The organism is Variovorax sp. PEI5, from assembly GCF_056679935.1.
Window position 1 is genome coordinate 2,198,369 of record NZ_CM155257.1, and the last position, 20,334, is coordinate 2,218,702.

At 70.4% G+C, this 20,334-nt stretch carries 19 protein-coding genes and 1 tRNA gene; 11 read left to right on the forward strand and 9 right to left on the reverse strand.

Going from position 1 to position 20,334, the window contains the following annotated elements:
* Positions 1–2: 2 nt before the first annotated feature.
* Entirely contained in the window at positions 3–941 is a 939-nt protein-coding gene (locus AC1MLT_RS10155) for an MOSC domain-containing protein (RefSeq protein ID WP_481032161.1), read from the reverse strand.
* Between the two features lie 92 nt (positions 942–1,033).
* Between AC1MLT_RS10155 and AC1MLT_RS10160 the strand changes: the two genes are divergently transcribed.
* From AC1MLT_RS10160 to AC1MLT_RS10175, 4 genes are all read left to right on the forward strand, one after another.
* The gene (locus AC1MLT_RS10160; RefSeq protein WP_481032162.1) at positions 1,034–2,254 is read left to right on the forward strand and encodes an FAD-dependent monooxygenase; all 1,221 of its coding nucleotides are present in this window, start codon (positions 1,034–1,036) and stop codon (positions 2,252–2,254) included.
* A gap of 111 nt (positions 2,255–2,365) precedes the next feature.
* Positions 2,366–3,121, forward strand: coding sequence for a DsbC family protein (locus AC1MLT_RS10165; RefSeq protein ID WP_481032163.1), 756 nt, complete (start codon positions 2,366–2,368; stop codon positions 3,119–3,121).
* Complete coding sequence (locus AC1MLT_RS10170) at positions 3,118–4,968, forward strand: M61 family metallopeptidase (RefSeq protein WP_481032164.1); 1,851 nt, start codon at positions 3,118–3,120, stop codon at positions 4,966–4,968. The genes AC1MLT_RS10165 and AC1MLT_RS10170 overlap by 4 nt, the downstream gene beginning before the upstream one ends.
* Positions 4,969–5,042: 74 nt before the next feature.
* Positions 5,043–5,822, forward strand: a complete 780-nt coding sequence (locus AC1MLT_RS10175) for an enoyl-CoA hydratase (RefSeq protein ID WP_481032165.1) — start codon at positions 5,043–5,045, stop codon at positions 5,820–5,822.
* A gap of 69 nt (positions 5,823–5,891) precedes the next feature.
* Here AC1MLT_RS10175 and AC1MLT_RS10180 read toward each other — a convergent pair whose 3' ends face one another.
* On the reverse strand, positions 5,892–7,235 hold the full coding sequence (locus tag AC1MLT_RS10180) for a hypothetical protein (protein WP_481032166.1): 1,344 nt from the start codon (positions 7,233–7,235) through the stop codon (positions 5,892–5,894).
* Positions 7,232–7,879: a sigma-70 family RNA polymerase sigma factor gene (locus tag AC1MLT_RS10185; RefSeq protein WP_481032167.1), complete on the reverse strand. Its 648-nt coding sequence runs from the start codon at positions 7,877–7,879 to the stop codon at positions 7,232–7,234. The genes AC1MLT_RS10180 and AC1MLT_RS10185 overlap by 4 nt, the downstream gene beginning before the upstream one ends.
* Positions 7,880–8,149: 270 nt before the next feature.
* On the opposite strand from AC1MLT_RS10185, the gene AC1MLT_RS10190 reads away from it, so the two are divergent.
* Positions 8,150–8,226, forward strand: a tRNA-Met gene (locus AC1MLT_RS10190).
* 70 nt (positions 8,227–8,296) lie between these two features.
* On the opposite strand, the gene dmeF is transcribed toward AC1MLT_RS10190, so the two are convergent.
* Both dmeF and ruvB read right to left on the reverse strand, forming a co-directional pair.
* The gene (gene dmeF / locus AC1MLT_RS10195; RefSeq protein ID WP_481032168.1) at positions 8,297–9,292 is read right to left on the reverse strand and encodes a CDF family Co(II)/Ni(II) efflux transporter DmeF; all 996 of its coding nucleotides are present in this window, start codon (positions 9,290–9,292) and stop codon (positions 8,297–8,299) included.
* 36 nt (positions 9,293–9,328) lie between these two features.
* A complete protein-coding gene (gene ruvB, locus AC1MLT_RS10200) occupies positions 9,329–10,384 on the reverse strand; it encodes a Holliday junction branch migration DNA helicase RuvB (RefSeq protein ID WP_481032169.1) in 1,056 nt (351 codons plus the stop codon).
* Positions 10,385–10,626: 242 nt separating this feature from the next.
* On the opposite strand from ruvB, the gene AC1MLT_RS10205 reads away from it, so the two are divergent.
* Together AC1MLT_RS10205 and AC1MLT_RS10210 are read left to right on the forward strand one after the other, a co-directional pair.
* Positions 10,627–12,363 carry an alpha/beta fold hydrolase gene (locus AC1MLT_RS10205; protein ID WP_481032170.1) on the forward strand — a complete coding sequence of 579 codons (1,737 nt, stop codon included), beginning with the start codon at positions 10,627–10,629 and terminating at the stop codon, positions 12,361–12,363.
* Between the two features lie 36 nt (positions 12,364–12,399).
* A complete protein-coding gene (locus AC1MLT_RS10210) occupies positions 12,400–12,834 on the forward strand; it encodes a hypothetical protein (protein ID WP_481032171.1) in 435 nt (144 codons plus the stop codon).
* 46 nt (positions 12,835–12,880) lie between these two features.
* Here the strand turns inward: AC1MLT_RS10210 and ruvA are convergent, their stop codons facing one another.
* The gene (ruvA, locus tag AC1MLT_RS10215) at positions 12,881–13,453 is read right to left on the reverse strand and encodes a Holliday junction branch migration protein RuvA (protein WP_481032172.1); all 573 of its coding nucleotides are present in this window, start codon (positions 13,451–13,453) and stop codon (positions 12,881–12,883) included.
* A gap of 32 nt (positions 13,454–13,485) precedes the next feature.
* Here ruvA and AC1MLT_RS10220 point away from each other — a divergent pair, with 32 nt between their 5' ends.
* The gene (locus AC1MLT_RS10220) at positions 13,486–14,433 is read left to right on the forward strand and encodes a PhoH family protein (protein ID WP_481032173.1); all 948 of its coding nucleotides are present in this window, start codon (positions 13,486–13,488) and stop codon (positions 14,431–14,433) included.
* Positions 14,434–14,435: 2 nt separating this feature from the next.
* Positions 14,436–14,918 carry an rRNA maturation RNase YbeY gene (gene ybeY / locus AC1MLT_RS10225; protein WP_481032174.1) on the forward strand — a complete coding sequence of 161 codons (483 nt, stop codon included), beginning with the start codon at positions 14,436–14,438 and terminating at the stop codon, positions 14,916–14,918.
* A gap of 23 nt (positions 14,919–14,941) precedes the next feature.
* On the opposite strand, the gene dtd is transcribed toward ybeY, so the two are convergent.
* Genes dtd through tyrS form a run of 3 tightly spaced genes read right to left on the reverse strand, consistent with a single transcriptional unit; the run spans position 14,942 to position 17,607 of the window.
* On the reverse strand, positions 14,942–15,382 hold the full coding sequence (dtd, locus tag AC1MLT_RS10230) for a D-aminoacyl-tRNA deacylase (RefSeq protein ID WP_481032175.1): 441 nt from the start codon (positions 15,380–15,382) through the stop codon (positions 14,942–14,944).
* The gene (locus AC1MLT_RS10235) at positions 15,379–16,329 is read right to left on the reverse strand and encodes a cation diffusion facilitator family transporter (protein ID WP_481032176.1); all 951 of its coding nucleotides are present in this window, start codon (positions 16,327–16,329) and stop codon (positions 15,379–15,381) included. Before AC1MLT_RS10235 ends, dtd begins: the two co-directional genes overlap by 4 nt.
* Before the next feature lie 45 nt (positions 16,330–16,374).
* Entirely contained in the window at positions 16,375–17,607 is a 1,233-nt protein-coding gene (tyrS, locus tag AC1MLT_RS10240; protein ID WP_481032177.1) for a tyrosine--tRNA ligase, read from the reverse strand.
* Between the two features lie 158 nt (positions 17,608–17,765).
* On the opposite strand from tyrS, the gene AC1MLT_RS10245 reads away from it, so the two are divergent.
* Positions 17,766–19,115, forward strand: coding sequence for a peptidoglycan DD-metalloendopeptidase family protein (locus AC1MLT_RS10245; protein WP_481032178.1), 1,350 nt, complete (start codon positions 17,766–17,768; stop codon positions 19,113–19,115).
* A gap of 55 nt (positions 19,116–19,170) precedes the next feature.
* The gene (locus AC1MLT_RS10250; RefSeq protein ID WP_481034968.1) at positions 19,171–20,331 is read left to right on the forward strand and encodes an anhydro-N-acetylmuramic acid kinase; all 1,161 of its coding nucleotides are present in this window, start codon (positions 19,171–19,173) and stop codon (positions 20,329–20,331) included.
* Positions 20,332–20,334: the final 3 nt, after the last annotated feature.

Here is a 20,334-nt window from a genome sequence, read left to right on the forward strand (position 1 = left end):
GGTCATTCGAAGACATAGTTCGCCCGCACCGCCTGCCCGACCCGCAGCAGGTGGTCGATGCCGGAGACGACGACCGCGTTCATGCCGAAGGTGATCGCGCCGCCGACCCGCGCGTCGCTGCGGTAGCCGCGCAGCGTGTCGCCCACTTCGGGGCTGCTGCGCGCGGTGGCCGGATCGATGTCCGGGACCGGGCAGCGCGAGCAGGGCTTGGCGGGGCGCAGTTCGGCCGGCGCGTCCCGGTCGCCACCGGTCGCGATGCGCAGCAGGTCGAAGCGGTCCTCGTCGTGCGACTCGATGCCGCCGAGCACGATGTTGGGCCGGAAGCGCTCCATGCCGACGGCGGCATGGCCAGCTGCGGCCAGGCGCGCGTTGAGCTCGGCCAGCGATGCCTCGCTCGTCACCAGCACGGCGAAGCCGTCGGAGAACTGGTTCTGCGCCTCCAGGCCGCCGGTCCATTTCGGATTGGACAATCGGCGGTGCGCCGGATCGAAGCGCACCAGCCGCAGGCGCCGCGGCGCGCCGGGTTCGGAGAGGAAGTCGCTGAACCACTGCGCCGCGACATCGCCCATGTCGTAGGCGGCGACCTCGTCCTTCCAGACCCGCACGCGCACCGGCTGCTCGACGCGGTCGAAGGCCACGTGCAGCGCCAGCATGCCGGGCGCGCGCAGCACCATCTCGTAGTGCCTGAGCTGCGGCCGGATCAGCACCATGCGCGGCAGCTCGCGCTGGCTGACGAACACGCCGTCGGCATCGACCACCATCCAGGCGCGGTCGAACTCGAGACCGGTCTCGGTCAGCAGCACCTCGGGCAGGTCGACGCCGGCGCAGGACTTGACCGGATAGACCAGCAGCCGCGCGATGCGGCCGTGGAGATCGAAGGCGGCGGATTCGGAAACATCGGAGACGGCGGAAGCATCGGAGCCGGTGGCGGGGAGAGTCACGCGTGAGCACCTCGGGTGGGAGGAATCGGAGGGTCGAAGGGGCAAGAACGCCGCGATTGTCCCCGCCGGACCCCCCCTCCTACAATGCCCCGATGGCACTATCCCCCGAGGTTTGCATTCGCGGCGGCGGCATCGTCGGCCGCACCCTGGCACTGCTCCTGGCGCGCGAACGCGTGCGCGTGGCGCTGGTGGCACCGACGTCTCCGGCCGCCGGCCACGCCCACGACGACGTGCGTGCCTATGCGCTCAACACGGCGTCCAAGGCACTGCTCGAATCGCTGCGCGCCTGGCCCGATGCGGCGCATGCCACGCCGGTCGGCGGGATGCGGGTGCATGGCGACGACGGCGGCCAGGTGAGCTTCGATGCCGCGCAGCAGCGGGTCGACGCCCTGGCCTGGATCGTCGACGTGCCGGCGCTGGAGCGCCAGCTGACCGACGCGGTGCGTTTCCAGCCGCAGGTCGAGGTGGTCGAGGCACCCGTCGCGGCCGCGCTCACGGTGGTCTGCGAAGGCAAGACCAGCACGACGCGCGACGCCCTGGGCGTGGGCTACGACGTGACGCCCTATCCGCAGCACGCCATCGCCGCGCGCCTGACCGCCCGGCGGCCGCATGGCGGCATCGCGCGCCAGTGGTTCGGCCCGCGTGGCGAGGTGCTGGCGCTGCTGCCGCTCGGCGCGGCGGCCGCGACCGGCGCCCCGGGCGCCGCCGATGCCGGCAGCGACGGCGTCGACGATCCGCTCACCTCCGGCGCGAGCCGCGCGCTGGCCCTGGTGTGGTCGGTCGACCAGTTCCGCGCGCCGATCCTGCTGGCCCAGGGCCCGGAGGAATTCGCCGCCGCCCTGCGCGAGGCCAGCCACGACGCGCTCGGCGAGTTCACGCTCACGAGCGAGCGCGCCGCTTGGCCGCTGCAGCGCGCCATCGCCGACCGCTGGACCGGCCGCTTCGCCACCGATGCCGCCGATCCGGCCGCCGGCAAGGCCTGGGCGCTGGCCGGCGATGCCGCCCACACCGTGCACCCGCTGGCTGGCCAGGGCCTCAACCTCGGCCTCGCCGATGTCGCCATGCTGGCCCGCGTCATCCGCGAGCGCGACTACTGGCGCGGCGTCGGCGATGCGCGCCTGCTGCGCCGCTACGAGCGTTCGCGCCGCACCGACGTGCTGTCGATGAGCCTGGCCACCGACGGCCTCCAGCAGCTCTTCTCGCAGAGCGCCGAGCCGCTGCCGGCGCTGCGCAACTGGGGCATGCGCGGCTTCGACCGCACGCGGCTGGTCAAGCAGTGGATCGCGCGCCAGGCCATGGGCCTGGGGGCCTGACCCCCGCGCCGTCCGCCACGCCTCCACCGCCTTCATCCTCACTCCCCACCCCGAGCATCGGCTCCGGCCCCGCGACCTCCTCACCCGACCCCTTCCCCGACTGGATCCTCGATGAAGCCTTTCCGCCCCCTCCTGCTCCGCTGTCTCCTGACCGTCGCCGCCCTGGGCGCGAGCGGCCTGCTCGCCGCCCATGCGGGCGAAGCCGAGATCCGCAAGAATCTCGCCGCGCAGATCCCGCAGTTCGCCAAGATCGACGAGGTCCGCAAGAGTCCCGTCGAGGGCCTCTACGAGGTGCGCATCAACAACACCGAGATCTACTACGCCGACGAACAGGGCACCTACCTGCTGCAGGGCAACCTGATCGACGTGCAGGCGCGCAAGAACCTCACCGAGGAACGGGTCGAGAAGCTGAGCCAGATCGACTTCGACAAGCTGCCCCTGAAGGATGCCTTCAAGATCGTGCGCGGCAATGGCAAGCGGCAGCTGGCGGTGTTCGAGGATCCGAACTGCGGCTATTGCAAGCAGTTCGAGCGCGACCTGAAGAACGTCGACAACGTCACCGTGCACCTGTTCCTGTATCCGGTGCTCGGCCCGGATTCGACCGCCAAGTCGCGCGACATCTGGTGCAGCAAGGACAAGGGCAAGACCTGGAGCGACTGGATGACCGCCGGCACCCGGCCCGAAGCCGCCGCCGCCGGCTGCGACACCGCCGCCCTGCAGCGCAACATCGAGTTCGGCCGCAAGCACAACATCACCGGCACGCCGACGCTGATCTTCAGCGACGGCACGCGCGCGCCCGGCGCGATCCCGTCGGCGCAGGTCGAGAAGCAGCTGACCGCGGCCGCCGCCGCGGCGCCCAAGCGATGAGCAGGGCCGCCGCGACCGCCGTCGTCGCGCCCGCCGCCCCCTCCGCCGTCCCGGGACTGCGCTATCGCGTCGAATGCGCCGACCGCAACGCGCATCTCTTCGCCGTCACGCTGACCATCGATGCGCCCGCTGCCTCCCAGCGCGTGTCGCTGCCGGTGTGGATCCCGGGCAGCTACCTGGTGCGCGAATTCGCCCGTAACCTGCAGAACCTGCGCGCGATGCAGGGCCGGCGCCCGGCCACCGTCACGCAACTCGACAAGCACAGCTGGACCATCGAGGCGACGCCCGGCAAGCCGCTGGTGCTGCGCTACGAGGTCTGCGCCTACGACCACTCGGTGCGCACCGCCTGGCTCGACGCCGACCGGGGCTTCTTCAACGGCACCAGCCTGTGCCTGCGCGTCGAGGGACGCACCGACATCGCGCATGCGCTGGAGATCGTCGCTCCGCCCACGCCCGCCGGGACGGCGCGCTGGTCGTGCGCCACGGCGCTGGTGCCGCAGCGCCGCGACGCGCAGGGCTTCGGCCACTACCTCGCCACCGACTACGACGAACTGGCCGACAGTCCGGTCGAGATGGGTGCCTTCTGGAGCGGCGACTTCGAGGCCTGCGGCGTGCCGCATCGCTTCGTCGTCGCGGGGGCGCCGCCCTCCTTCGACGGCGCGCGCCTGATCGACGACGCGCGCGCCATCTGCGAGGCGCAGATGCGCTTCTGGCATGGCGCCGACGTCGGCAGGAGCCGCCGGCGCGGCGCGCCCCGACCCCCTCACGACCGCTATGTCTTCATGCTCAACGCCGTCGACGACGGCTATGGGGGCCTCGAGCATCGCCATTCCACCGCCCTGATCTGCACGCGGCGCGACCTGCCGCAGAAGAAGGCCCGCAAGCAGCCCGAGGGCTACACCACGTTGCTGGGTCTCATCAGCCACGAGTATTTCCACACCTGGAACGTCAAGCGCCTGCGACCGGCCGAGTTCGCGCGCTACGACTATGACCGCGAGAACTACACGCATCTGCTGTGGTTCTTCGAGGGCTTCACCAGCTACTACGACGACCTGCTGCTGCGCCGCGCCGGCCGCATCGACGACACGACCTACCTGCGCCTGCTCAACAAGACCATCAACCAGGTCCTGCAGGCACCGGGGCGCCACGTGCAGTCGGTGGCCGACGCCAGCTTCGACGCCTGGGTCAAGTACTACCGTCAGGACGAGCAGACGCCCAACCAGACCATCAGCTACTACACCAAGGGCGCGCTGGTCGCGCTGTGCCTGGACCTGACGCTGCGCCGCGAAGGCCATGGCACGCTCGACGACGTCATGCGGCACCTGTGGCGGCACAGCGGTGGCGGCCCGATCGACGAGGCGGCCATCGCCGCCGCGCTCGAGGCGGTCGGCGGGCGTCCGTATGCGCAGGAGCTCGCGGCCTGGGTCCACGGCACCGGTGAACTGCCGCTGTCGGACCTGCTGCGCGCCCATGGCGTGGCGACACTGGACGATCCGGCGGCACGGGCGCAGGAACTCGGCCTGCGCGTGGCCGAGGCCAATGGCGGCGTGCAGATCAAGGTGGTGTTGCGCGGCGGCGCCGCCGAGCGCGCCGGCTTCAGCACCAACGACGAGTGGATCGGCATCGAGCATCCGGCCGCCAAGGGCCAGCCGGTGCAGGGCTGGCGCCTGACTAAGCTCGACGACCTGGCGCTCTACCTCGGCGAGAGCGAGCGCGTCGTGGCGCTGGTGGCGCGCGACCGGCGCCTGTTGCGGCTGCCACTGACGCTGCCGACCGGCGCCACGACATGGCGCCTGTTCGCGCAGGACGCGGCCCGGCTCGGCACCTGGCTGGCGGCGCCGGCCTGAGTCGGCCCGCGTCGGCCGCGCCCGGTCCCCGCTCCTTCCCCGTTCCCGTTTTCCCCTCACTCCACGGAGACACCATGAGCTACGACAACATCGAAGTGCGCACCGAGGCCGGCAAGGTCGGCATCATCACCCTGAACCGTCCGAAGGCGCTCAACGCCCTGAACGACGCCCTCATGACCGAACTGGGCGCCGCGCTCCAGGCCTTCGATGCCAACGAGGCCATCGGCTGCATCGTCGTCACCGGCAGCGAGCGCGCGTTCGCCGCCGGCGCCGACATCGGCGCCATGGCCGGGTTCAGCTTCGTCGATGCCTACAAGGGCGACTACATCACCCGCAACTGGGAAGTCATCCGCTCGATCCGCAAGCCGGTGATCGCCGCCGTCAGCGGCTTCGCGCTGGGCGGCGGCTGCGAACTGGCCATGATGTGCGACTTCATCATCGCCGCCGACAACGCGAAGTTCGGCCAGCCCGAGATCAAGCTGGGCGTCATTCCCGGCGCCGGCGGCACGCAGCGCCTGCCGCGCGCGGTGGGCAAGAGCAAGGCCATGGACATGGCGCTGACCGGCCGCATGATGGATGCCGCCGAAGCCGAGCGGGCCGGCCTGGTCAGCCGCGTCGTCCCCTTCGAGAAGCTGGCCGACGAGGCGCTCGGTGCCGCCCTGGTGATCGCCGACTTCTCGCGGATCGCCGTCATGGCGGCCAAGGAATCGGTCAACCGCGCCTTCGAGAGCGGCCTGTCCGATGGCGTCATGTTCGAGCGCCGTCTGTTCCATGCGCTGTTCGCGACGGCCGACCAGAAGGAAGGCATGGACGCCTTCGTCAACAAGCGCAAGGCGGCGTTCACGCACAACTGAGCCGGGCCGGGCGCGACGGACCGGCTCCGCTGGACGGCCGGCTCGCCGGGGCCTTCCGGCGCGCGCGGCTCAGCGACCCGCCGTGCTACCGCGCCCCTGGGCCGGCACTTCCACCGGCACCGGCGCGGTCCTGTTGCCGGCCGCCGGCACGGCACTCGTCGCCGCACCCGACGCGGGTTCGTCGAACACGTTCTCCAGCATCTCGCGCACGCTGTCGAGCGATCCTGGCGGCGGCGTGCCGACACCCGGCGCGGCGCCGTTCTCGATCCAGCGAACCTGATTGCCGGCCAGTTCCACCCGCGCGAGCGTCTGCCCGTTGCGTTCCAGGCTAACCCGCCAGTCGACACGGCCCCGGACCGGCTCCGCGCCACCACCGGCCAGCGCCGCCGAACCGAGCAGCGCGCCGAGTTCGCGCGCGTCGGCCTTGGAGCGCCGGCGGGTGCTGCCATCGGCGCGTGTCATCGTGAGTTGGTTCCATTGCGACAGGGCCGTGAAGGTCGGTGGCCCCGGTGGCAGCGCCTCGGGTGCCGGCTTGGCGACCGGACTGCCGCCCGCCGCGCCGAGCGAGGCCGTGACCCGGCCCCCGGGCGGTGTCGTCGTCGGGGACGGCATCGGCGCGCGTCCGGCCGTGGCGCCGGCCGAGGCCTCCGGGACCGGCACCGCCGCGGATGGGAGTGCCGGGACCGGGGTCCTGGAGGACGCCATCGGCGCGGTCGCCGGCTGAGTCGGCGTCGGCGTCGGCGATGCCGATGAAGGCGTGGACGCCAAGGGTGTCGATGGCGTGGCCGGCGTCACGGCCTTGGCCGTCGTCGACGGCGGCGTCGGCGTCGTCGCGGGCAGCGCCGGTGGCTCGCTGGGCGGCAGCGTGACGCGCGGGGCGAACAGGATCTTCTCCGCCTCCGACAGGACCGGTGGCGCGCTGGCAGCGGCCACCGCGGCGGAGGCCGCGGTCTCGGCGGGCGGCGTCGGCGCATTCGCGGCCGAAGCCGTCGGCGCCGCCGATGGCGCGGCCGCCTCGGGTGCCGGGGTGGCGGGCCGCGAGCCGGAAGGCCCCGGCTCGCGATGCCAGGTCACCGCCGCCACGATCACGACCAGCAGCGCGGCGACGACCAGGTTGCGCAGCAGGCGGCTGCGACGCGAGCGCGTGCGTGCTTCCAGGCCCGTGGGGCCCTCCCCGGCACGCCGACTCCGCAGGCCCGCGCGCCCCGAAGGCAGCGACGGCGCGACCGATTCGTGCGCGAAGGACCGGATCGCCTGGCGCAGTTCGTCGGTCGGCTCGTGGCCGCGATCGGGAGCGTGGTCGAGCGCGCGGCGCAAGGCCGGATGGCCGGGATGCACGGTGGGCTCCGCTTCGCCGAAGACCGGGTCGGGATCGAAGGTGGGGTCGAGATCGGGTTGTCGTTCGTCGGTCATGCGGGGTTCTCCATCCGGTCGGCGCCCTGGCCATCGCTGCTGTCGGGGTCCCGCATGCACGCGTGCAGGATCCGGGCGCCATGACGCAGGCCGCTGCGCACGGTGTCGACCGGCAGGCCGAGCGTGTCGACCAGCATCGGCGTGGTGAAGCCGTGGTCGTGGCGCAGCAGCAGCATGGCGCGCTGCTCGGCGGGCAGGCCGTTGAGGCCGTCGAGCAGACGGCGTCCGGCGGCGCGCCACAGGGCGGCATCGTCGAGCGCCGGATAGCGGGCGACGCCGCCATCGGCCGCATCGGTCCTGTCGTCGAGGTCCGGACCCTCGTCAGCGCCGGCGCCTTCGTCGACGGCATCGATGTCGGCATCGTTGCGTGGCGGGAAGAACCTGACCTGGCGGCCGCTCGCGCCCAGGCGGTCGAGCGCCAGCCCACAGACGAAGGCGAAGGCCCAGGTGCGCCAGGCCAGCGACTGCTGCGCGAAGCCCGCCCGTGCCGCGACGACGCGGATCCAGGCTTCCTGGAACACCTCGTCGCTCTCGGCCGCCTGCGCGCCCAGCAGGCGCCGCACGAAGCGATAGAGCGGCATCTCGTGGCGCGCGTACAGGGCATCGAAGGCGCCGATGTCGCCTTCGTTGGCATAGGCGAGCATGAGGGCCTCGTCGGACCGGTCGCCCGCCTCCGTGGAAATCGGAGGCGGTGAAAGTGTGTCGGGAGGTGTGGACATAAGCACGAATTCTCACCTCGGCACGGCTCATCCGGTGTGCCGGGGGTTTCGGTTCGCCTCGCATACGACCGACTTGTGCACTGACACCGGACTTTTTTGGGATGCCAGTGCTCGCCGGAGCCACATCGGGTTGCGTCGAGCTGATCGACGAGACTCTTTCCAAGACGAAAAAGTCCGAGCTATAATCCTAGGCTCGGCTCTTTAGCTCAGTCGGTTAGAGCGATGGAATCATAATCCACAGGTCCGCGGTTCGAATCCGTGAAGAGCCACCACCCACACCGCCTTCGAAATTCCTTCGGAGGCTCGAAAGCCTCAGACAGATCAAACTGCCTGAGGCTTTTCTCATTCCCCTGTGCAACGCTGGATCTCGACCGTCGAATGCACGATCTCCTCGTGCATCGAGAACGTCGCGCGCACCTCGTCGGCCGTGAGCGTGGGCGAATGGGTGACGACCGTGAGCGCGCATGAATAGACATCGCGGCCGACGCGCCAGACGTGCAGGTCGGCCACGCGTGTGTGCGAGTCGGCAAGGCCGTGCTCGATGCCTTCCCGGATCTCGTCGACCACCGGGTGGTCCATCTCGCGATCGAGCAGCGCGCGGCCGGTTTCCTTGAGCAGTCCGCGGGCCCAATGCGCGACCAGCATGGCGCCGACGATGCCCATGGCGGGATCGAGCCAGGACCAGCCCCAGATCCAGCCACCCACCAGCGCGACGATCGCCAGCACCGACGTGGCGGCATCGGCCAGCACGTGGAGGTAGGCGGATTTCAGATTCAGGTCCGTTCCATGGCCATGGCCGTGCGGGTGGCCATGCTCGTGCGGATGCCCATGCACATGCCCATGCCCATGCCCATGACCGTGATGCCCCTCCCCATGCGCGTGGTGTGCCCCTCCCAGCAGGCGCGCGCAGAAGAGATTCACCAGCAGGCCCAGCACCGTCACGGCGATCGCCTCGCGATAGTGGATCGGTTCGGGCGACCACAGCCGCTCCAGCGAACCCACCACCATCAGCGCCGCCACGCCGAGCAGGAACAGCGCGCTCGCGAAACCCGCGAGCACCTCGATCTTCCAGGTGCCGAAGGCGAAGCGGGGATCGCTGGCATGACGTCGCATGGCCGCATAGGCGAAGGCGCTCAGGCCGATCGCGAAGGCGTGCGAGCTCATGTGCCAGCCGTCGGCGAGCAGCGCCATCGAATTGAACCACCAGCCGGCGCCGATCTCGACCAGCATCACCACCGCCGTGATCCACATCACCAGGCGGGTGCCGCGCTCACCGGCGGAGTCGTCGGAGCCGAACTGATGGCTGTGGCGCCAGGCGGAGAGATCGTGTGCGTGCATGTCGCTTGTCGTTTCGTTGGATGCCCGATTCCCGGCTCAGCCGAACAGGCCGCCTTCGGCGCGCTGCGGCGGCGCCACGCCCAGATGGCGATAGGCCGCCAGCGTGGCGATGCGTCCGCGCGGCGTGCGCTGCAGGTAGCCCTGCTGGATCAGATAGGGTTCGATCACGTCCTCGATGGTGCCGGGTTCCTCGCCGATGCTGGCGGCGATGTTGTCCAGGCCGACCGGGCCGCCGTCGAAGCGATGGATGACGGCCTCGAGCATCTTGCGGTCCATGAGGTCGAAGCCCTGCGGATCGACATCCAGCATGGCCAGCGCCCGGTTGGCGATCTCCTGGGTGATGCGGCCCTCGCCCTTGACTTGGGCATAGTCGCGGACCCGGCGCAGCAGCCGGTTGGCGATGCGCGGCGTGCCGCGCGAGCGCCGCGCGATCTCGAAGCCGCCCTCGGCATCGGTGGGCACGTCGAGCAGCCGGGCGCTGCGCGTGACGATGCGCGCGAGTTCCTCGGGCGTGTAGAACTCCAGCCGCGAGACGATGCCGAAGCGGTCGCGCAGCGGGTTGGTGAGCATGCCCGCGCGCGTGGTGGCGCCCACCAGCGTGAATGGCTGCAGGTCGAGCTTGATGCTGCGCGCGGCCGGGCCCTCGCCGATCATGATGTCGATCTGGTAGTCCTCCAGCGCGGGATACAGGATCTCCTCGACGACCGGCGAGAGCCGGTGGATCTCGTCGATGAACAGGACGTCGTTGCGCTCCAGGTTGGTCAGCAGCGCCGCCAGGTCCTTGGGCTTCTCCAGCACCGGGCCGGAGGTCTGGCGCAGGTTCACGCCGAGCTCGGCGGCGATGATGTGCGACAACGTGGTCTTGCCCAGGCCGGGCGGGCCGAACAGCAGGACGTGGTCGAGCGCCTCGGAGCGCTTCTTGGCCGCGCCGATGAAGATCTCCAGCTGCTCGCGCACCTTGGCCTGGCCCACGTACTCGTCGAGCAGCCGGGGGCGCAGGGCGCGCTCGATGGCCTCCTCGTTGGGCGAGGCGGGAGCGGCCGACACCATGCGAGGCGGAGCCGGGGCGAAATCGTCGGTCTGGATGGTCATGGTGCGCAGGGGTTGCCAGACAGTTTAGTAGCCTGCCTCCGATTCCGGGGCAAGTGCGGTTTTCCCGGGAAGGCGCTGGCAGAATGCGCCCCTTGTCACAGAGAGCCGCCGGCATCGCACGCATCGGAGCCCGTCCTTCGTCGTCGATGACCCGCTCCTCGCCCAGCCCGCGACCGACGCGCGAAACCGCCGCGTCGACCTCGACGAGGCACGTCGAGCGTTCCTTGAACCACAGAGATTCCATGACCCAGCCCCGCGTGCCGCAGGAGCACCATTTCCACACCCACGACGGCGTCGCGCTCTTCTACCGCCACTGGCCCGCGACCACGCAGCCCCGGCGTGGTGCCGTCGTCCTGCTGCATCGTCCCCACGAGCATGGCGAGCGCATGGCGCACCTGGCCGACGAACTCGACCTGCCCGACTTCGACGTCTTCGCCTGGGATGCGCGCGGCCATGGCCGCTCCATCGCCGCGCGCTTCGAAGCCATCGAGTTCGCGACCGCTGTGCGCGACCTGCAGACCTTCATCGACCACCTGGCCTTCGCCCATGGGACGCCCGCGCGGGCCATCCACATCGTCGCCGAGGGCGGTGGCGCGGTGGTCGCGGCGACGTGGGCGCACGACCACGCGCCCCGGCTGCGTGGCCTGACGCTGGTGGCGCCCACCTTCGAGAGCCGCCGGCTCCTGCGCCGGCCACGTGCCGGCGAGGCGTCGACCATCGCCGGCCCGGCGGGCGGCGCCGTCAGCCGCGATCCCCGCCGCGCCGCCGATCACGATGCCGATGCGCTGGCGCGCCAGCCGCTCGACGCGCGCTTCCTGCTCGGCCTGCGGGACGCGGCGGTCCGCGTGGTGGCCGATGCCAATGCCATCGTGCTGCCGCTCCAGCTGCTGGTGGCGGGGAGCGACCGCATCGCGCGGGACCGGCCGCAGCACCTGTTCTTCGACCGTCTGGGCAGCGCCCACAAGAGCCGGCTCGAACTGCCGGACGCGGCCCACGACGCCCTGGGCGACAGGGACCGCGAGGCCGCCGTGCAGGCCGTGCGCGCCTTCGTGCTGCGACTCTTCGATGCCACGCCGGCGGAGGTCGACCTGCGCGAGGCCCACCTGCACGGGGAGACGGCCGACGAATCCCATGCGCTGGCCACCGCCTTGCCGCTGCTGTCGCCGCGCGGCCTGCGCTGGATGCTGCTGCGCCTGGGGATCCGCGTCGGCGCGTGGTCCTCGCACGGCCTGAAGCTGGGCCGCGAGACCGGCTTCGATTCGGGTGCCACCCTCGACCACGTCTATCGCAACCAGGCGCAGGGCCGCAACGCCATCGGCCGCCGGGTCGACCGCCACTACCTCGACGCGCTCGGCTGGCGGGCGATCCGCACGCGTCGCCTGCATGTCGAGGAACTGATGCGCGACGCCATGGAGCGGCTGGGCGAGAAGCACCGCGACATCCGCATCCTGGACATCGCCTCGGGCCCCGGGCGCTATGTGCTCGACGCCGTGCGGGCCAGCCCGATCCGCACCAGCTCGATCCTGCTGCGCGACGTCTGCGAGGACAGCGGCCGCGAAGCGCGGGCCCTGATCGAAGAGCGCGAACTCGGGCACGTCGCCCGCTTCGAGACGGGCGACGCGTTCGACCGCCTGGGACTGGCCAACCTGCGGCCGCGGCCGACGCTGGCCGTGGCGTCGGGGCTCTACGAGCTGTATCCGGGCAACGAGATGGTGCGCCGCTCGCTCGCCGGCGTCGGCGATGCCGTGGAGGACGGCGGCTACTTCGTCTACACCAACCAGCCCTGGCATCCGCAGCTCGAACTGATCGCGCGCGCGCTCGTCAGTCGCCGCGAGCACGACGGCGAGCCCTGGGTCATGCGCCGGCGCACGCAGGCCGAGCTCGACCAGCTCGTCGAGGAAGCGGGCTTCAAAAAGATCGCCCAGCGCATCGACGCCCATGGCATCTTCACGGTCTCGCTCGCCATCCGGCGGGAATGAATCCCGCCCCGTCCGTCCGCCCAGGAGGTCCGTGCCATGAACGATCCGGATCGCGCGCTGTGCGCCGCCACCGCGCACCTGCTGCGCGCCGCCGGCGCGCTGGCCACGTGCGGCCTGGCGCTGGGGCTCATCGCCATCGCCGTGCTGGCCCTGACCGGACGCTCGCTCTCGCTGCTGTCGTGCATGGGGTTCGGCGCCGTCGCGGTGATCGGCGTGCTGGAGCGTTATCTGGCCCAGCGCCTGCGCCTGGAGGCCGGTCTGTTCGATGGCCTGGCCGCCGGCGGCATCGCCTCGCTCGCCGTGCTCGACACGGCCTTGGCGCGGCTGGGCCTGCGCTTCGCGTCGAACGCGCCGGGCCAGCTCGACGAGCGGGTCGCCGTCGCGCGTCAGCTGATGCAGCGCCACGTCACCACGGTGGCGTGCCAGGCGGCGATGTTCCTGCTGGCGCTGTTGACGCAGGACCTGCGCTGAGATCCCGGAGCGACGCGGCGCCGCATCGGCGGGAACACCGGGCGGGCTATTTCGCCAATGCGCGCAGTGCCAGCTTGATGCCCTCGCCCACCGTCGCGTCCTTGGGCAGCGCCTTGAGCGACGCGGCGGCCTCCTTGTCGCTGTAGCCGAGCGCGAGCAGCGCCTGGAGGATGTCGGCCTGCGCATCGGTGGCGGCATGGGCCGGCAACGCGATGTCGGCGCCGAGCTTGCCCTTGAGTTCGAGCAGCAGGCGCTCGGCCGTCTTCTTGCCGATGCCCGGGAGCTTCACGAGCCGGCCGGTGTCCTGCAGCGTGACGATCTGGGCCAGTTCGCCCACGCTCAGGCCCGAGAGCACGCCGAGCGCCATGCGTGGGCCGACGCCGGTGATCTTGATGAGATGGCGGAACGCCGCGCGCTCCTGGTGCGTGCCGAAGCCGTAGAGGATCTGCGCGTCCTCGCGCACCACGAAATGCGTCAGCAGCGAGATCCGCTCGCCGATGTGCGGCAGGTTGTAGAACGTGCTCATCGGCACGTCGACCTCGTAGCCGACCCCGTTGCAGTCCACCACCACCTGGGGTGGATTGCGCTCGGCCAGCGTGCCGGTCAATTTGCCTATCATGGGTTCCCTTCCAACGAACCCGGAATTATCCTTTGATCGTCCGCCACACCTTCAAGCCCCTCAACAACGCGCGCCTGGGTCATCTCTGCGGCCCGCTCGACGAGCATCTGCGCCGCATCGAGGAAGCCCTGGGCGTGACGATCGCGCATCGCCACGAGCAGTTCAAGGTCGACGGGCCCAAGGCCATCGCGGACCAGGCGATCGAGGTGCTGCAGGCGCTCTACGAGATCGCCGACCGGCCGATCGATGCCGCCGTGGTCCAGCTCACCCTGGCCAGCGATTCGGGCATGGCCGCCGACGGCCAGGACGGCCCGATGCTGGTCACGCGCCGCGCCGACCTGCGCGCCCGCACGCCGACGCAAGCCGGCTATCTGGCCAACATCGCCGGCCACGACATCACCTTCGGCATCGGTCCGGCGGGCACCGGCAAGACCTATCTCGCGGTCGCCTGCGCGGTCGACGCGCTGGAGCGCAGCGCGGTGCAGCGCATCGTGCTCACGCGTCCGGCGGTCGAGGCCGGCGAGCGGCTGGGCTTCCTGCCGGGCGACCTGTCCCAGAAGGTCGACCCCTACCTGCGCCCGCTCTACGACGCGCTCTACGACCTCATGGGCTACGACAAGGTGCAGAAGGCCTTCGAGCGCAACGCGCTGGAGATCGCGCCACTGGCCTTCATGCGCGGGCGCACGCTCAACAACGCCTTCGTCATCCTCGACGAGGCGCAGAACACCACGCCCGAGCAGATGAAGATGTTCCTCACCCGCATCGGCTTCGGCGCCAAGGCGGTGGTGACGGGCGACGTCAGCCAGATCGACCTGCCCAAGTCGCAACTCTCGGGGCTGGTCGATGCCGAGCGCGTGCTCAAGCGCGTCAAGGGCATCGCCACCACGCGCTTCACCAGCGCCGACGTGGTGCGCCATCCGCTGGTGGCTCGCATCGTCGATGCCTACGATGGCCAGCGCAAGCGCGCCGGCACGGCCTGAGCATGGCGGCGCCCCTGCATCAGTTGTCCCTGTCGCTGCAGTTCGCCCGCTTCGACGGCGCGGCGGCGCATCGTGAGGCCCTGCCCCGGCATCGCGTGGCGCGCTGGATCCGCCATGCCCTGGCGGCCGATGGCGAGATCACGGTGCGCATCGTCGATGCCGAGGAAGGCCAGCGCCTGAACCGCGAATTCCGCGGCAAGGACTACGCCACCAACGTGCTGACCTTCGACTATGCGCAGGAACCGGTCGTGATGGCCGATCTCGTGTTGTGCGCTCCGGTGGTCGCCCGTGAGGCCGCCAAACAGGGCAAGCCGCTGGTCGAGCACTACGCCCACCTGCTGGTGCATGGCGCGTTGCACGCGCAGGGCTGGGACCACGAGACCGGCGATGCCGATGCCGAGGAGATGGAAGCCTACGAGATCGAGATCCTCGCCGGACTGGGCATCCGCAACCCGTACGCGGACGCGGACGGCCTCGCGACCTGAGGCGGGGGCGCCGGTCGCGCGACTCAGTTCATCTGCAGCGGGATCGTCACCGGCCCGTCGTTGACCAGGTGCACCTGCATGTCGGCCGCGAAGACGCCGGTCTCGACCACCGGATGCGCGCCGCGCGCCTGCGCCACGAAACGCTCATAGAGACGCCGGCCCTCGTCGGGCGCGGCGGCCCGGGTGAAGCTCGGCCGGTTGCCGCTGCTGGCATCGGCCGCCAGGGTGAACTGGCTCACGATCAGCAGGCCCCCACCGACGTCCTGCACGCTGCGGTTCATGCGGCCGGCCTCGTCGGAGAAGATGCGCAGCTTGAGGATCTTGGCCAGCAGCCGGTCGCCGATGGCATCGGTGTCCTCGCGCTCGGCGCACAGCAGCACCAGCAGTCCGGTGCCGATCCGGCCGACGACGTTGCCGTCGATCTCGACGCGCGCCTCGCGGACGCGTTGCAGCACGGCCTTCACGCGACGCCCTGCTCTTCGGCGAGCAGCGAGGCGCGCGCCTCCATGTCCAGCGGCAGCAGCTGGATGGTGACGCGCAGCCCCGGCAGCGCATCCATCAGTGCCTGCTCGAGCTCGTCGCGCAGCGCCGCCGCGCGACGCAACGCCCAGTCGCCTGGCACGTGCATGTGCAGGTCGGCGAAACGGCGCTGGCCGGCGCTGCGGGTGGCGATGTCGTCGAAGCGCAGCGTCACGCCGCCGGGCTGGGCCGCGAAGCGCGCCAGCACGGTGTCCAGCGTGGCGCGGGATTCGGCGTCGAACGCCTGGTCCATCAGGCCTTGCGATGAGCGCCACACCAGGTGCACGCCCTCGCGCGCGATGTTGAGCGCCACGCCGATGGCCAGCAGCGGATCGAGCCAGAGCCAGCCGGTGAAATGCACCCCGACGATGCCCACCACCACGGCGGCCGACGTCCACACATCGGTCACGAGATGGCGCGCATCGGCCTCCAGCGCGATCGAGCGGTGTTCACGCCCGGCCTGGAACAGCATCCAGGCCAGGCCGGCATTGAAGCCGGAACTGACGATCGACAGCGCCAGTCCCCAGCCCAGGTCCTCCAGCGGCTGCGGCTCGAGCAGCCGCACGACCGCCGCCGCCCCGATCGCCGCGGACGCGCCCAGGATCAGGATGCCTTCGAAGCCGGAGGAGAAGTACTCGGCCTTGTGGTGGCCATAGGGATGGTCGTCGTCCGGCGGCCGGGTCGCGATGGTCACCATGCCCAGCGCGAAGGTGGCGCTGGCGAGGTTGACGAACGACTCCATGGCATCCGAGATCAGGCCCATCGAATTCGTCACGTACCCGGCCAGGCCCTTGAGCACGATGGTGACCAGGGCCACCACGATCGACAGGCGCAGCAGGGTGCGCGGCTGCATCAGGCGGCGACGCAGGGCGGATCTCGGCGGTGCGGGCATGGGCGTCGTCCGGGCCGGCGGGCGGGGGTGGCGCGTCCGGCCGGCTCAGGCCAGCGTCACGCGCGCGAACTTGCGCTTGCCCACCTGGACGACATAGCGCCCGGCGTCGAGTCTCAGTCCGCGATCGCTCACCACGGCCGAATCGACGCGGACACCGCCACCGTCGATCAGCCGGTTGCCCTCGGAGGTCGACGGTGCGAGACCGGCCTGCTTGAGCAGTTGCGCGATGCCCATCGGCGCGCCGGAGAGCGTCACCTCGGGCATCTCGTCGGGCACCCCGCCCTTGCTGCGGTTGCTGAAATCCTGCTCGGCCGCATCGGCGGCGGCGTGGCTGTGGAAACGCGCCGTGATCTCCCGGGCCAGCGCGACCTTGGCATCCTTGGGATTGCGACCGGCCGCCACCTCGGCCTTCAGCGCCGCGATGTCGGCGAGCGAGCGGAAGCTCAGCAGCGTGTACCAGCGCCACATGAGGTCGTCGGAGATCGACAGCACCTTGGCGAACATGGCATTGGGCTCCTCGGTCACGCCGATGTAGTTGCCCTTGCTCTTGGACATCTTCTCGACGCCATCGAGGCCCTCGAGCAGCGGCATCGTCAGGATGCACTGCGGCTCCTGGCCGTATTCCTGCTGCAGATGGCGGCCCATGAGCAGGTTGAACTTCTGATCGGTGCCGCCGAGCTCGAGGTCCGACCGGAGCGCCACCGAGTCGTAGCCCTGCAGCAGCGGATAGAGGAATTCGTGCACGGAGATCGATTGCCCACCCTTGAAGCGCTTGTCGAAATCGTCGCGCTCCATCATCCGCGCCACCGTGTACTTGGCCGCGAGCTGGATCAGGCCGCGCGCGCCCAACGGATCGTTCCACTCGGAGTTGTAGCGGATCTCGGTCTTCGCCGGGTCGAGCACCAGGCTGGCCTGGCGGTAGTAGGTCTGGGCGTTGACCTCGATCTGTTCGCGCGTGAGCGGCGGCCGGGTGCTGTTGCGGCCCGACGGGTCGCCGATGGTGGTCGTGAAATCGCCGATCAGGAAGATCACGGTATGTCCGAGATCCTGCAGCTGGCGCATCTTGTTGAGCACCACCGTGTGGCCGATGTGGATGTCGGGCGCCGTCGGATCGAGCCCGAGCTTGATGCGCAACGGCTCGCCGGTGGCCTCGGAACGCTGCAGCTTGCGCACCCATTCGGGCTGGGGCAGCAGTTCGTCGGCGCCACGCAAGGAGATTTCGAGCGCGTTTCCTACACGATCGGACACATTTTGGTCTGTAACAGGGACGGCGGTCATGGGGGGTTTGGGCTGTTTTCCGGGTGGCCGAAGCTATACTCACCCCGACTTTTTCTCAGGCGCCGGATTCTAAGCGGCGCTCCCGTCCGTACTGTCCTACCGTCTCGCTTCGCGAGTTCCTGCAGCGCGGATCCGCCGACCCACCTGGAACTCAGACGTTGATCCAAGCCATTCTTGCAGCCGAAGAGCTGATCGCTTCCCGCATTTCCCGGACCCTCCGTACCTATCCCCGGCAGATCACCGCGGTCATCGGTGCCGCACTGCTGTGCGCCGGTGGTGGCGCCTTCGCCGTGGCGTCCCTGGGCGACGACCCCGCCGACATGCCGGTCCATCAGGTGATCGAGGCCGTCAAGCCGTTCGCCGCCACGCCCCAGACCGAGGCTCTGGAGTCGCACGACTTCACGCTCTTCCGGACCGAGATCACGCGCTCCAGCGACACGGCCGAGGCGCTGCTCAAGCGCCTGGGCATCTCCGATCCGGCCGCCGCCGCCTTCGTGCGCGGCAACGCGCAGGCGCGTGGCGCCCTGCTCAGCCGCTCGGGACGCACCATCACCGCCGAGGCCGCACGCGACAACTCGCTGCGCCGCCTGATCGCGCGCTGGATTCCCGATGGCTCGGGCGCCTTCAAGCGCCTCGTGGTGGCACGGGTCGGCAACGGCTTCACCGTGCAGGTCGAGAACGAGCAGCTCGTCGCCGCCAGCAAGCTCGCCAGCGGCATCGTCCGGACCTCGCTGTTCGCCGCCACCGACGACGCCGGCATTCCCGATGCCGTGGCCAGCCAACTGGCCGACGTGTTCGACGGCGCCATCGACTTCCGCTCGCTGCGCAAGGGCGACCGCTTCGCCGTGGTCTACGAGACCTTCGAAGCCGACGGGCAGGCCCTGCGCACCGGCCGTGTGCTCTCCGCCGAGATCGAGAGCGGCAGCAAGACACACCAGGCGATCTGGTTCCAGGAGCCCGGCCAGAAGGGTGCCTACTACCAACCGGACGGCAAGAGCCTGGCCGCCGCCTACCTGGCCTCGCCGGTGGAGTTCTCGCGCATCTCCAGCGGCTTCGCGATGCGCCTGCACCCGATCCTCAACAGCTGGCGCCAGCACAAGGGCACCGACTTCGCCGCACCGACCGGCACGGCCGTGCGCACCGTGGGCGACGGCGTGGTCGAGTTCGCCGGCACGCAGAGCGGCTACGGCAACATGATCGTCATCAAGCACCGCGGCAACCAGGAAACGGCCTATGCCCACCTGAGCCGCATCGACGTGAAGGTCGGCCAGAGCGTGAGCCAGGGTCAGTTCATCGGCGCCGTCGGCTCGACCGGCTGGGCCACCGGACCCCACCTGCACTTCGAGTTCCGCGTCAACGGCGAGCAGGCCGATCCGGCGACCCTGGCCCAGCAGACCGGTGGCACGCCCCTGAGCGCTGCGGCCCGTCCGGCCTTCGAGCGCCTGGCGGTTACGACCCGCATCGAACTCGCCGCTGCCTTCTCCGTCGTCCAGGCCAGCGCCGACTGATCCTCTTTCCGGCGATTCCGAGCCATCTCATGTGTCGCCCGACCTCACGCGCATGATGTCGGGTGATCGCTACATCGGTCTCATGTCGGGCACCTCGCTCGACGGAGTCGATGGCGTCCTGGTCCGGTTCGCCGAAGACGGCCCGGGCCTCGAGGTGCTCCGCCATGCGAGCATCGATCTGCCAGCCACCCTGCGCGCCGAACTGCTAGCCCTCAACACGCCTGGCGACAACGAGATCCATCGGGCGGCATTGGGCGCCAATGCCCTGATGCGTTGCTATGCCGAGGTCGTCATGCAGTTGCTGCCCATGACAGGCGCTGCGGAAGCCGGAGCACCGGGGGTCGTCGCCATTGGCGCCCACGGCCAGACGGTGCGCCACCGGCCGGGCGAGTTCGATGGCATCGGCTATACGCTCCAGCTGAACAACCCGGCCCTGCTCGCCGAACTGACCGGCATCGACGTGATCGGCGACTTCCGCACCCGCGACATCGCCGCCGGCGGTCAGGGCGCGCCCTTGGTGCCGGCCTTCCATCGCGCCATTTTCGGCCGTCCCGATGCCACGGTCGCCGTACTCAACATCGGTGGCATCTCCAACCTGAGCGTGCTGCCGCCCACCGATGGGACTGCCGCCGCTGTCGGGCAGACCGCAGATGGCGTCGTGCTGGGCTTCGATTGCGGCCCCGGCAATGCCTTGATGGACCACTGGTGCCAACTCCACATCGGCCAGCCGTTCGACCGCGCCGGTGGCTGGGCCGCAAGTGGTCAGGTGGTGCCCGAGTTGCTGGACGAGATGCTGCAGGAACCCTATTTCGCCAGGCTCCCACCCAAGAGCACCGGCCGCGACCTGTTCCACCCGGACTGGCTCGACGCGCGACTGCGGGGCCGGACGGTGGCGCCGGCCGACGTGCAGGCCACCCTCACCGAGCTGACCGCGATCGCCTGTGCCGTCGACGTGAGCCGGCATGCGGGCCCGGCACGCGAACTCGTCGTCTGTGGCGGCGGTGCATTCAACGATCACCTGATGGCGCGTCTGGCCGCCCGGCTGCCAGGGATCGACGTCGTGTCGTCGACCGCGCGTGGATTGCCGCCCCAGCAGGTCGAGGCCGCGGCCTTCGCCTGGCTGGCGCGCGCCATGGTGCGACGCGAGAACGGCAATCTCGCCAGCGTCACGGGCGCCCGGGGCGGGCGCGTGCTGGGTGCCCTGTATCCGGCCTGAGAA